Source organism: Citrobacter europaeus, from assembly GCF_037482245.1.
In the GTDB taxonomy this organism is placed as follows: domain Bacteria; phylum Pseudomonadota; class Gammaproteobacteria; order Enterobacterales; family Enterobacteriaceae; genus Citrobacter; species Citrobacter europaeus.
On record NZ_CP148084.1, the window covers coordinates 3,740,255 to 3,753,661 of the forward strand.

Sequence of the window (13,407 nt, forward strand, 5' to 3'; positions counted from 1 at the left end):
CCAGCATGACGGGCATTAAGTCACATCACATTATTGTTGATGTTTAAGGATAAATTGACCTTTTGGCGATACAGGGAAACCCTGCTCGATGTCATAGATAACATCACCACGCAGAATAGTTTTCATAATGCGTGCGCCAATCGTCCGGCCAACATACGGGCTAACTTTGTGGCGATATTCCAGGTCTTCATTTTTCAAAACGTATTTGCTGTCAGGTTGAATAAAGACGAAGTCAGCATCTTTACCCGGGGCAATACGTCCTTTCTGCGTCAGACCAAAAATATCTGCGGCGTTGGTTGCCATCAATTTAGCGAACTTCGTCAGCGACATACCGCGTTTTTGCACAGCCTCATCAAACATAACGTCCACGCAGCTTTGCAGCCCGGCAATGCCGCCCCACGCTTGCATGATATTGCCAGCCTTCATTTCCGGAGGGCATGGAGAGTGGTCGGAAACCAGGCAGTCAATCTCGCCGTTGAACAGTTTTTCCCACATACCCCGCTGGTTTTGCAGATCGCGGATCGGTGGAGAACATTTCGCCAGGGTCCCAATCTCTTCAAACTGATCGGTATCCAGCACGAAATAATGTGGACAGGATTCGCAGGTCACATCCTGGCCTTCCTGACGGGCGCGGGTCACTTCCTCCACGCCTTCCGGACTGCTGATATGACAGATGTGCAGACGACAACCGGCGACTTTTGCCAGATACAACACGCGACGAATCGCTTCCACCTCGGTAAATACCGGACGTGAGGCCACATAGTCATGCGCCGTTACACGCCCTTCACGTTTAGCTTCCTCACCAAGTTCGTCGCAGATGAGCGCGTTTTCGCAATGGACCAGTACCGTCTGTCCCATTTCCGCTAGCTTCTGGACACCTTTGTAGAACTGCCAGTCGTTAACATCACGGAAATCATTATCGATACCGCGGTCACCGCAGGTGGCAACAAAGCATTTAAAGCCGACGACACCAACTTCATCAAGCTCGTGCAAACGGTCGAGGTTGTAAGAGACGAGGCCGCCAAGCTGTGCGGCATCGATGGTTAACTTGCCTTTAGCCGCATCAAATTTCAGCTCAATGGTTTCACGATCCACTGTCGCTGGCAGCTGGTTGAGAGGCATTTCGATCATTGTGGTGATGCCACCTTTTGCCGCGGCACGCGTCCCCGTCTCATACCCTTCCCAATGTGTACGGCCCGGCTCAGAGATATGGGTATGCGCATCAACCATGCCGGGTGAAACCACCAGACCCGACGCATCCATTACCTGCTTCGCCTCCCCCAGGTTCTCGCCAATGGCGGCGATTTTTCCAGCCTGGACGGCAATATCAACAATCCGAGCTTCATTTTCTAAAATAACAGTACCGTTTTTAATAATTAAATCAAAAGACATAACGAACTCCTAGTATGGATACAGATAGTTTTTATAAACAACGCACTTTTAATAAAATGCGCTTACTGATTTCATCACATCTGGCCTGTAACTTTTTGTACGCCGGCTGACTGCGCACCCGTTCTTTTTTTCAGTAAGGCATATGCCACAAAAGCGACAATAACCCCAACAAACCACGACACTCGCGATAACGGCTCGAGGAATGGAATGAACTTACCACCCAGTGAAAGAATTACGGCGACTAACGTTACAGAGAATGCAGTCAGATTGAACCCATTATCGTAATATTGATAATCACCGCTGGCGGTATATAATTCATCAAGATTAATTTTGCCACGCATAACGATAAAGTAGTGAGCTAACATAACCCCAATAACAGGGCCGAGCATCCCACCAATGATATCCAGAAACAGATAAATACTGCTCTGATTTTCCATTAATTTCCACGGACAGATCAGCAAACTAATAATACTGGCGATCAATACACCTTTTTTATATGTTAATTTAGTTGGAGCAATAGCGGCAATCTGATAACCCGCAGGGATAATATTACCCGTAGCGTTTGTTGAGATTGTTGTCATCAGGATAACTAAAACCGCGAAGAACGAGGCAAACAGGCTGTCCCAACGCTGTACAATATCCAACACATTCCATGTATCCACGCCGTAGTGAATACTGGCACCGGCGATAATGCACACGCTGGCAATGGCAAATAGCACGTATGCGACAATGAGTCCCAGCGTCTGACCCAATGCTTGTTCACGGAATGAGTGGGCATTTTGCGTGAAGTCTGATGCGCTCACTGCCGGAGCGGCCCATACCGCGACGACCGCATTAATGACAACCAGGAACAGGAATCCGCTATTGCCTGCCTTTTGCACTCCGCCAGGAATGTAGTCCAGGATCGGTCCAATTCCTACCAGGGATATCGCCCAGATAGCCATACCGCCGAATACAATATAAATACAGGGGTTGAGGATTGCGGTAAATTTATTTAATACTTTACCACCGCCAAAACCAATACCGACGTTGATAAGCCAAAAAATAAGAAATGTAATTAATCCCGGCAGAGACAACCCTAATAAAGTAAAGTCACCCCCCAGCGTTAAAAATCCGGGCCATATCTTGCCAATCAGAATAAGAAATGCCAACGATCCGGCATAACATTGCAGACCAAACCACATAATTGCTGCAATCCCCCCTCTCAATAATCCAGGGAAGAGTGCTCCACGTACACCATACGAGCCACGCAGAATCATTGCAAAAGGTACACCGTATTTACTTCCGGCGGCTCCATTCATAACCATAACTAACGCAATAAACAATGCGCTAATAATAATAGCCAGCATGATGCTGAAGGTGGAAAGTCCTAGTATAAAGAACCCGCCAACCATAACGTAATTAGGTACGTTATGCACAGAACCCATCCATAATGTAAAATAGTTGAATGTTTTCCAGTTCCGTTGTTCGGCCGTTTTTGGTAATAAGTCGTCACTATAACCACGTTGTTGGTATAGTTCTCTTTGATGTTCCATAAATCCCTCTCGTCACGTATCGGATAACGTTGTAATGGGTTTAGCTATGCGGAACAAAAACAATAAAGAAAGTAATGCAAATAATTTTTATTATGTCTTTATGCTGAAGCAATAATCGGTGTTGCTTTCTTGTTATATAACGTAACGCCGGCAAAAATAAGCGTTCCGGTTACTACCAGACAAGCTGAGATGACAAAGCTTATCTCTTTTGAACCCGTCAAATCAGAAATAAATCCGGTTAATGTTGGCGCAATAACCGCTGAGCTCATACCAAAGAAGTTAAACAGGCTAAATGCTCTGCCCAGCGTTTTTGAGGACGCCTGCTCAGAGACAAAGGAGATCAAAATCGGATCCACCGCCATCTTGCCGAGCAAACCGTACAGAGTCAGGCTGACCATCAGCATCGTGGTATTCGGCGATAATACCGTAAATACCAACATTGCAGCGGCCATGATTTCCAGACCAAGAATAACTTTGACTTTGCTGTTGCGAAACCTATCGGACAGATGGCTAAAAAACAATGCGCCAGGGACACCCACCACGGCGACTAACGCCGAAGCCGCCCCAATCGCGCCGCCATCGAATTCTCTTTCAGTTTGCAGGTAAGACGGAAGCCAGGTCACAATCAGGTAATAACCATAGCAAGTACAGAAGTAGAGAAAGTACACGCTACATAACAGACCTGAAAACAGCGGTGGGCTCTTATCTTCTGTCGTCGCTAACGTCTGTATTTTCTCGCCTGATACAAGTGTTTCACTTTTAGTCTTTCCGCGAATAACCAGTGTAAACACGCATAGCATTACAACCAGCACGGCGGCAACAAGGAACAGAACGTTTTGCCAGGCCATACTCATGCTTTTTACCAGCACGCTGGAACCGATTAAGCCAATCCCCATCCCAATCGCTGAACCGCTATTAATAATGGCGTTTGCCAATGCGCGACGAGCCTGAGGGACATTTGCCGAAGAGAGTGAATATGCTGAGCTAAAGAAAGAAGCACAACCCGCCCCCGCCATTAGTGAACCAGCGTAGATCATCGCCAATCCAGTGGCTTTAGCGATACTGAGCGTACCAATGATAAAGAGCGTAAACCCACACATCAGCATAATTTTCTGGCCAAACTTATCGACCAAAATTCCACAAGGAATTTGCATACTGCAATAGGCGAAGAAATAAAAGCTGGCAATGGCGCCTATTTCAGCATTGCTGACATTTCCCAGGGATGCCTGAATCTCAGGATAAATAGGGGTTAACACGGTGCGATAAATCCATATCGCCACCCAACCCAGACTCATTACAACGACAATCTTCTGCCAGTATTCAATACCGGATTTATTCTTTTCACTCATGACTGCACCTTTCCAAAGTGTGTCTGGTTTTGAAGTATCGCTGCAAAGAGCGCAGCGATACCTATGGTCATGACAATTTATGATTTGCCATTAATTCCAGCGCCTGAACCATTGCTGAGTGATCTAACTGGCTACCGCCATTCGCAGCACAAGTATTAAATAATTCCTGACAGGTTGCCGTATTTGGTAAACTCAATGAAAGTGCCTTTGCGCTTTGTAATGCAAGATTGAGATCTTTTTGATGCAATGCAATCTTGAAACCAGGCTCAAAGGTGCGCTTGATCATGCGCTCACCATGTACTTCCAGAATACGCGAAGAGGCGAATCCACCCATTAACGCCTGGCGTACGCGAACTGGATCCGCACCTGCTTTTGAGGCAAATACCAGCGCTTCAGAAACAGCTTCAATATTTAAGGCAACGATAATTTGGTTGGCCACTTTACAGGTTTGACCATCACCATTACCGCCCACCAGGGTGATATTTTTACCCAGAATATCAAACAGCGGTTTGACCCGTACAAATACCTCTGGCTCACCGCCAACCATAATGGACAAGGTACCTTCGCGAGCGCCAATTTCCCCACCAGAGACGGGCGCATCCAGATAGTCCCCGCCCAGTTCATTAACCTGCTTAGCAAAACGTTTAGTTTCGATAGGAGAGATAGAACTCATATCGACAATTGTTTTTCCCTGCAATGCGGTTTTAGCGCAACCGTGTTCGCCGAAAAGCACTTCTTCAACCTGCGGCGTGTCCGGAACCATTATAAATATAATATCAGCAAAATCAGTAACCTGACGTGCATTTTCAACATTTACCGCGCCCAATGACAGCAATTCTTCCGCTACAGGGCCAATGGTCGTCACATGTAGCTGATGTCCGGCGCGAGCCAGATTGATCGCCATTGGCGATCCCATAATACCCAGGCCAATAAATCCCAGTTTCATTTTTAACCTCATATATGTCTGTCGGTTTTCCCGAATTCAGGCAACACGATCCCCTGCCAACAAAGTGGAAAAAATAGCGATGCCTGAAATTCCTTACAAATTATCGATATTGATTAATCCACGATAATCCCGCTTCGGTGGTGGTCAGTGGCTTGTATTCACAACCAATCCAACCGTCATAACCTGATTTATCGATAAACTTAAAAATAAAGTCATAATTAATTTCCCCTGTCCCCGGCTCTCCGCGACGAGGGTTATCTGCAATTTGCAAATGACCTATTTTATTTGCCCACGTGGTCATGGTTTGGGTTAATTCTCCCTCCATGCGCTGCATGTGATAAATGTCATACTGAATTTTGATATTATTGCAGCCGACGCTGTCAATTAACGCCAGCGCCTGATGAGTTCCGGTAAGATGGAAACCCGGCATATCAAAATGATTGATCGGCTCAATCAGCAATAAAATATCTTCTTGCGCTAACATATTTGCCGCATAGCGCAGATTTTCCACCAGCGTCTGCTGGATCTGTTCGGCGGAAAACCCCGCTGGCGTTTTACCCACCAGGCAGTTGATTTTCTTATTGCCAAGCGCCTTCGCATAGCGAATAGCTGCCGCCACGCCCTCGCGAAACTCTTCTTCGCGCCCCGGAATACAGGCGATACCGCGTTCACCCGCCGCCCAGTCTCCGGCAGGGAGATTATGCAACGTATGTTCCAGTTGGTTGGTCTGCAGCTTTTCCTTTAATACGTCAATGTCGTAATCGTAGGGAAACATAAACTCTACGCCACGAAATCCCGATTGTGCCGCTTTATCGAAGCGTTCAAGAAAACTGTATTCCAGAAACAGCATGGAAAGATTGGCTGAGAAACGTAACATCTTTCACCTCATCTATTCGTATTTCATAAAACAGGTTTCGGTTGGCGCATCGGTAGCACCGTCTGCAATCTCTTCAAACTCGGTCACATTATCCAGTTCACTGCCCATAGAGATGTTCGTCACACGTTCAAGGATCACTTCGACGACAACCGGAACGCGATACTGCGCCATCAGGGCTTTGGCTTGTTCAAATGCCGGAGCAAGATCTTCAGGTTTGAATACGCGAATGGCTTTACAGCCCAATCCCTCTGCCACTTTGACGTGATCGACGCCATAGCCGTTTACTTCGCTGGAGTTGATGTTTTCGAATGCCAGTTGCACGCAGTAATCCATATCAAACGCGCGCTGCGACTGACGAATCAATCCCAGATAGGCGTTGTTGACCAGCACATGGATGTAAGGAATGTTGAATTGCGCGCCTACGGCCAATTCTTCAATCAGGAACTGGAAGTCAAAATCCCCCGAAATCCCGACGACATTGCGTTTTGGATCGGCAACACAAACCCCTAATGCCGCTGGCAGTGTCCAACCGAGAGGGCCTGCCTGGCCACAGTTGATCCAATGACGATCTTTAAATACGTGCAGCATTTGCGCGGCGGCAATTTGCGATAACCCGATGGTGGTGACGTAGCAAACGTCGCGACCAAAGGCTTTATTCATCTCTTCATATACGCGCTGCGGCTTAACCGGGACATTGTCGAAGTGGGTTTTACGCAGTAACGTCCGCTTACGCTGTTGGCATTCATCAACCCAGGTATTCCGGCAAGGCAAACGTCCGGATTTCTGCATCTCCTGAGCAACGTCAATCAGCAAAGTCAGCGCGGCTTTGGCGTCGGAAACGATGCCTAAATCCGGGCAAAGAACGCGACCAATTTGTGTCGGCTCAATGTCGATATGAATGATTTTGCGACCTTCGGTATATTTCGCGACGGATCCTGTGTGTCGGTTCGCAAAACGGTTACCAATACCAAACACCATATCGGAGGCCAGTAGCGTGGCGTTTCCGTAACGATGCGCCGTTTGTAACCCCACCATTCCGGCCATTAATTCATGATCGTCCGGGATACATCCCCAGCCCATTAACGTAGGAATTACCGGTACGTGGGTTAATTCAGCAAAGCGTTGCAGCAGTTCGCTGGCATCCGCATTAATCACCCCGCCCCCAGCCACGATGACCGGACGCTCAGCCTGAATCAGCATTTCCAGCGCTTTCTCAATCTGTTTGCGGCTGGCCGCAGGCTTGTATACCGGCAGCGGTTCATACATGTCTGGATCGAATTCGATTTCTTCAACCTGAATATCAAAAGGCAAATCGATCAACACCGGACCTGGACGACCAGAGCGCATTACATGGAATGCCTGCTGTAACACCCGAGGAAGCAGTGCCGCTTCACGCACTGTTACCGCCATTTTGCTGACCGGTTTGGCAATAGACTCAATATCAACAGCCTGAAAATCTTCCTTATGCAGGCGGGCACGAGGAGCCTGGCCGGTGATGCATAGAATTGGAATAGAGTCGGCAGAGGCGGAATACAGTGCAGTGATCATGTCAGTGCCTGCCGGGCCAGAGGTGCCAAGGCAGACGCCAATGTTACCTGCCGTTGCACGCGTATAACCTTCAGCCATATGGGAAGCGCCTTCAACGTGACGAGCCAGAATGTGACGGATGCCTCCATGCTTACGCATTGCGGAGTAGAACGGGTTTATAGCCGCTCCTGGAACCCCAAATGCGGTGGTGATGCCTTCTTTTTCCAGCACATACATTGCCGCGTCAACGGCTCTCATTTTTGCCATTTTCTTTCTACCTCTATTTATTGGAAAGATTTTCCAACTTCAAAAAAATCCAAAAAAGTCCCGCTCCTCTGAGCGGGTTGCGACTTAAGCTACGGGGGCTTTTAAGCCAAGCGCCGTACTGATATCTCGTGCAGTATCCCGTACCAGCTCCCCCTGACTGATAAAACGTTCTTCCGTCAGTCTGGATGCGGGCCCAGAAATAGAGATGGCAGCAACTACACTGCCTGTATCGTCATAGATAGCCGAAGCGATGCAATTCAAGCCAATAACATGCTCTTCGTGATCGATGATATAGCCATTCTCACGCGCCAATTGCAGATTGCGCAGCAGAGTAGGAAAATCCACCAACGTGGTCGGCGTAAACTGCTGTAAACCCGTTTTCACGACGATGTCCATTAACTCTTCTTCTATCAACGGATAAAGTAGCGCCTTACCCGCACCGGAAGCATGGAGCGGCATGCGACTGCCTAAAGGTGCGCACATTCTGACCATCGATTTGCACTCCTTCTGGCCAATTAACACCGCTTCGGTGCCATTGCGAATCGCAACGTTAACCGTTTCGCCTGACAACAGCATTAATCGGTGCATAAACGGTCCGGCTACCGACAGGACATCGCGATTATGAATATACGCGGAGCCCACATTGAAGACGCCTAACCCGATGTGCCACCAACCTAACTGGCTGTCCTGATAGACAAAATCAGCCCCTTGTAAAACCTTCAACAGGCGAAAAGTCGTGGAGAGCGGTAAATCCAGACTGCCGGAAATATCGCTAACTGACGAACTGCCTCCACTTCTTTCGAGATACTGTAAAATTGCAATACCCCTCTCAAGCGCCTGAGCGCCTTTTTGCGCAACCGGCTCCGCCTGTCCAGGCCTGCCGCGCCGTCTTACTTCCGTCACCACTACATTTACTCCGGCCCAAAATATGAGCATAAACAATGAACAATATGCTCATATTAAGCAAGAAGGCCGATAGCGTCACGCAAAACAGAGCTCATGTGCCGGGATACTTTCAACATCGCAATTATCGCTGCCACCGCGATCGACGGTCAGAAAATTGGTTACGGTTTGCCAGGCAAATAGTGGATGATGCCAGACATTTCGATGGTAATTCACGCCCTGTAGGCCATTGGAGATAAAGGCTTTTAAGGTGGAAAGATCAGGTTTGTCCTCGCCGAGCGCGACAATCACCACAAATGCTTCACCATTCATAGGCATAAATGCCTGGGTGCCCAGCGGGTGGCGCTCCAGCTCATGTACAACAATCGGCATCGCCGCCGGTTGCGCGCGGTTGATACTAATGAGGGTCCTGTCCTGCTCAAGGATCTCCACATTAGCCAGGTCGTGATAACGCTCAACGAGCCCATCATTGATATGAAAAAAATCACGTTTATGGATTTCTATAACATCGCCATAGGCGCTGAACGTTTGCTGATTTAACGGTAATACCTCTAGTTTCATCATCGTTTCCTTGTAGCTGAATTCTGCAGAACCGCAGTCAGAACATTTAGCGGCTTCAATACCATGCAATCTAAAACCTTCGTGAATTAACATCAACACAAAAATTGGAAAAATTTTCCAAAACTAGATTTAGACCACAATTTAAACAAGGCCATTATGCAAAAATACTTATAAATCAGAGAACAAGAAATCTGGCTTGCAGAAGATCATTAAGGGGAGTGGCTGACGATGTTTGATCCGGAAACACTGCGTACCTTTATTGGCGTCGCCGAAACGGGGAGTTTCTCCAGGGCGGCGGATCGCTTGTGTAAAACCACGGCCACCATCAGCTACCGTATTAAGCTTCTGGAAGAAAACACCGGCGTCGCGCTATTTTTTCGCACCACCCGAAGCGTGACGTTAACCGCCGCAGGGTCTCACCTTCTTTCCCAGGCAAAAGACTGGCTCGCATGGCTGGACAGCATGCCCAGCGAATTACAGCAAGTGAACGACGGCGTAGAGCGCCAGGTGAACATTGTGGTCAATAACCTGCTTTACAGCCCAGAAGCCGTTGCTCGCCTGTTATCCTGGCTTAACGAACGCTATCCCTTTACTCAGTTTCACTTTTCCCGGCAGATTTATATGGGCGTGTGGGATTCTCTGCTGTATGAAGGATTCTCTCTGGCTATCGGTGTAACCGGCACGGAACCGATGGCAAACACCTTTACTCTCGATCCTTTGGGTTCTGTTCAGTGGCGATTTGTGATGTCGGCGGATCACCCACTGGCAGACGTCAGTGGTCCATTAACGGAAGCGCAGTTGCGCCGTTTTCCGGCAATCAACATTGAAGATAGCGCGCGGACCCTGACCAAACGGGTCGCATGGCGTCTTCCCGGTCAAAAAGAGATCATCGTCCCGGATATGGAAACCAAGCTTGCAGCGCATCTTGCGGGCGTGGGTATTGGCTTCGTTCCACAGCCGCTCTGCCAACCGTTACTGGATAACGGCCAACTGGTCAGTAGCATAATACCCACCATGCGCCCCCCTTCCCCTTTAAGCCTCGCATGGCATAAGTTTGGCGCAGGTAAGGCTGTGGAAGATATTGTGACGTTATTTACGCAGCGAAAACCTGAAATCGCCGGATTTTTAGCAATTTTCAACAATGCACGCGATTGAAAATCAAGTCATCCTCTCATTTGGCGCGTAAAATAGTACGCAGGATGATTTGAGGTTTCGTTTTTTACTATGCAAGACACACGAACAGCACAGGACTATCGCGCAATTCTGCTCGCCGGTACGCCTATAATCGATGTACGCGCCCCCGTCGAATTTCAACAAGGCGCGATGCCGGGCGCAGTCAATCTCCCCTTAATGAACGATGACGAACGTGCCGCCGTGGGTACCTGTTATAAACGTCAGGGGCCTGAGGCCGCCCTCGCGCTCGGCCATCAACTGGTTTCGGGAGCAACCCGCCAGCAGAGAATACGTGCCTGGCAGGATGCCTGTCGTCAAAATCCTGCGGGCTACCTATGCTGCGCACGCGGCGGTCAGCGTTCGCATATTGTGCAGCAGTGGCTGCACGAGTCCGGCATTGACTACCCGCTGATACAAGGTGGTTATAAAGCATTGCGTCAGGCAGCGATTCAACTGACTGAAGAACTGGTGCAAAAACCGATCGTCTTAATCGGCGGCTGTACCGGGAACGGCAAAACGCAGTTGGTACAACGGCAGCCGAACGGTGTGGATCTCGAAGGACTGGCTCACCATCGCGGCTCCTCGTTTGGACGTACCGTGGAACCGCAGCTAAGCCAGGCGAGTTTTGAAAACCTGCTGGCGGTCGAAATGCTCAAAACCGACAGCCGTCAGGCTCTACGCCTGTGGGTACTGGAAGATGAAGGCCGCATGATCGGGGCTAATCATCTGCCCGAATGCCTGCGAGAGCGTATGACCCAGGCATCTATAGCGGTGGTTGACGATCCTTTTGAGCGTCGTCTGGAGCGACTGCGCGAAGAGTATTTCGTGCGAATGCACCACGATTTTACCCATGCTTATGGCGAGAGCCAGGGCTGGCAGGAGTACAGTGACTATCTGCACCACGGCCTGTTTGCTATCCGCCGTCGCCTGGGTTTACAACGTTTTGCCGAGTTGACCGCCCTGCTCGACGTGGCTCTGCGCGAACAGCAGGCGACGGGCAGCACCGACGCCCATATGGGCTGGCTGGTGCCGTTGCTCAACGAGTATTACGACCCGATGTATCGCTATCAACTGGAAAAGAAAGCCGCGAAAATCGTCTTTCGCGGCACCTGGCAGGACGTTGCCGACTGGCTTAACGCACAGTGATCAGTGTCTGTCGCGCTTATCTGCGCGTTTTGCCAGCCAGTCGCCCAGCACCTGAACGACCTGCACCAGAATAATCAGCGCCACCACGGTAACGACCATGACCTGGGTTTCGTAGCGGTAATAACCAAAGCGAATCGCCAGGTCGCCGACTCCACCGCCGCCAACGATACCGGCCATCGCGGAGTAACCGATCAGACTCACCAGCGTTATCGTCAACCCACGCAGCAGACCCGCGCTCGCCTCCGGTAACAGAACGGTGCAGATGATGCGCATCGGGCTGGCACCAAACGCTTCCGCCGCCTCGATAATGCCTTTATCGACTTCACGTAGCGCACTGTCGACCAGACGGGCATAGAAGGCGATTGCCGCCACAGAGAGCGGGACCGACGCCGCAATCGGGCCAATGGTATTCCCAAGTAAAAACTGGGTTAGCGGCAACAGTAGCACCAGCAGGATCACAAACGGCACCGAACGAATGATATTCACCAGCACGGAACTGAGCAGATACACAAAACGGTTTTGCCAGAATAAATGCCGGTCGGTGACAAAAATAAGGAAACCGAGCGGCAGACCGCCAATAATTGCCAGCACCGTAGAGATGCTCAGCATCTGGAAGGTTTCATTAAACGCCAGCGTCAAATCAGGCAATAAATCATCCACGAATCACCTCCACCTGTGCAGTACGTTGACGAATATGTTCCACGGCGACTTCCACCGCTGAAGGGTTATGCGGCGCGGTCAGTTGCACCACCAAAATCCCCAGCGCGCGTTCGCCAATATATTCAATTTTGCCGTGCAGAATGTTCACCGCCACGCCAAATTTAACCGCGACTTCTGACAACACCGGCTGTTCCGCCGAATCGCCAATGAACAGAATTTTTAGCAGTTGACCGGGCAGATGCTGGCGCAGACTCTCGGGCAGCGTCAAATTGAGGGTATGCGACACCAGTTGCTGCGTGAAAGCGTGCTGTGGATGAGCAAAAACGTCAAACACCTCACCGGACTCCACCACCTTGCCGCCGGACATCACCGCCACGCGATCGCAAATCGATTTGATCACGTTCATCTCGTGAGTGATCAGTACGATCGTGATCCCCAACTGTTGATTGATCTGCTTAAGCAACGCCAGAATCGTGGCCGAGGTTTCCAGATCCAGCGCGGAGGTAGGTTCATCACACAGCAGTACATCCGGGTGATTGGCAATCGCGCGGGCAATACCCACACGCTGCTTTTGCCCGCCGCTGAGCTGAACCGGAAAGCGGTTTGCCTTGTCAGACAGCCCCACCAGCGCCAGGATTTCGCTAACGCGCGGGCCAATTTTACTGCGCTCCCATCCGGCAGCCTTCAGGCTAAAGGCGACGTTTTGCGCCACGGTACGGGTATGCATCAGATTAAAATGTTGAAAAATCATCCCGATACGTTGACGAGCTTTACGTAGATGCGCGCCTTCCAGCGCGGAAATTTCTACGCCGTTCACCTTCACGCTTCCCTGACTCGGTCGCGTTAAGGCGTTCAGGGTGCGCAGCAGCGTACTTTTCCCCGCGCCGCTGGTCCCGACAATGCCAAATATCTCACCTGCGCCGATGCGCAAGCTGACGTCATCAACCGCCCGGGTTGACGGTCCACGGCCTGCGCTAAAATCCACGCATACCTTTTCTATTTCAATCATAGCCACCTCAGAAATGCGAAAAGGGCAGTCGCCGCTGCCCCTGTTAACCCTTGTGCGCAGCG

The 13,407-nt window shown here is 49.9% G+C and carries 12 protein-coding genes; 2 read left to right on the plus strand and 10 right to left on the minus strand.

The window, feature by feature from the left end:
* Positions 1-30 precede the first annotated feature (30 nt).
* From allB to allA, 8 genes are all read right to left on the minus strand, one after another.
* On the minus strand, positions 31-1,392 hold the full coding sequence (gene allB / locus WHR59_RS17660; protein ID WP_080625604.1) for an allantoinase AllB: 1,362 nt from the start codon (positions 1,390-1,392) through the stop codon (positions 31-33).
* Between the two features lie 74 nt (positions 1,393-1,466).
* Positions 1,467-2,927 carry an allantoin transporter gene (locus tag WHR59_RS17665; RefSeq protein ID WP_043015461.1) on the minus strand — a complete coding sequence of 487 codons (1,461 nt, stop codon included), beginning with the start codon at positions 2,925-2,927 and terminating at the stop codon, positions 1,467-1,469.
* A 98-nt stretch (positions 2,928-3,025) separates the two neighbouring features.
* Positions 3,026-4,276, minus strand: coding sequence for an MFS transporter (locus WHR59_RS17670; protein WP_199994201.1), 1,251 nt, complete (start codon positions 4,274-4,276; stop codon positions 3,026-3,028).
* Between the two features lie 67 nt (positions 4,277-4,343).
* Positions 4,344-5,222, minus strand: a complete 879-nt coding sequence (glxR, locus tag WHR59_RS17675) for a 2-hydroxy-3-oxopropionate reductase (protein ID WP_199994202.1) — start codon at positions 5,220-5,222, stop codon at positions 4,344-4,346.
* A gap of 100 nt (positions 5,223-5,322) precedes the next feature.
* A complete protein-coding gene (gene hyi, locus WHR59_RS17680) occupies positions 5,323-6,099 on the minus strand; it encodes a hydroxypyruvate isomerase (protein WP_047412942.1) in 777 nt (258 codons plus the stop codon).
* A 12-nt stretch (positions 6,100-6,111) separates the two neighbouring features.
* Complete coding sequence (gene gcl, locus WHR59_RS17685; protein WP_047412945.1) at positions 6,112-7,893, minus strand: glyoxylate carboligase; 1,782 nt, start codon at positions 7,891-7,893, stop codon at positions 6,112-6,114.
* Positions 7,894-7,977: 84 nt separating this feature from the next.
* Positions 7,978-8,796 carry an HTH-type transcriptional repressor AllR gene (allR, locus tag WHR59_RS17690; protein WP_043017859.1) on the minus strand — a complete coding sequence of 273 codons (819 nt, stop codon included), beginning with the start codon at positions 8,794-8,796 and terminating at the stop codon, positions 7,978-7,980.
* Positions 8,797-8,874: 78 nt separating this feature from the next.
* Positions 8,875-9,357, minus strand: a complete 483-nt coding sequence (allA, locus tag WHR59_RS17695; protein ID WP_043015456.1) for an ureidoglycolate lyase — start codon at positions 9,355-9,357, stop codon at positions 8,875-8,877.
* Positions 9,358-9,585: 228 nt separating this feature from the next.
* Between allA and allS the strand changes: the two genes are divergently transcribed.
* Together allS and mnmH are read left to right on the plus strand one after the other, a co-directional pair.
* Entirely contained in the window at positions 9,586-10,512 is a 927-nt protein-coding gene (gene allS, locus WHR59_RS17700) for an HTH-type transcriptional activator AllS (RefSeq protein WP_043015455.1), read from the plus strand.
* A gap of 69 nt (positions 10,513-10,581) precedes the next feature.
* Complete coding sequence (gene mnmH, locus WHR59_RS17705) at positions 10,582-11,676, plus strand: tRNA 2-selenouridine(34) synthase MnmH (protein ID WP_047412949.1); 1,095 nt, start codon at positions 10,582-10,584, stop codon at positions 11,674-11,676.
* On the opposite strand, the gene WHR59_RS17710 is transcribed toward mnmH, so the two are convergent.
* Together WHR59_RS17710 and sfbB are read right to left on the minus strand one after the other, a co-directional pair.
* Complete coding sequence (locus tag WHR59_RS17710; RefSeq protein WP_043015453.1) at positions 11,677-12,336, minus strand: methionine ABC transporter permease; 660 nt, start codon at positions 12,334-12,336, stop codon at positions 11,677-11,679.
* On the minus strand, positions 12,329-13,345 hold the full coding sequence (gene sfbB, locus WHR59_RS17715; RefSeq protein ID WP_338843344.1) for a virulence-associated ABC transporter ATP-binding protein SfbB: 1,017 nt from the start codon (positions 13,343-13,345) through the stop codon (positions 12,329-12,331). Before sfbB ends, WHR59_RS17710 begins: the two co-directional genes overlap by 8 nt.
* Positions 13,346-13,407 lie beyond the last annotated feature (62 nt).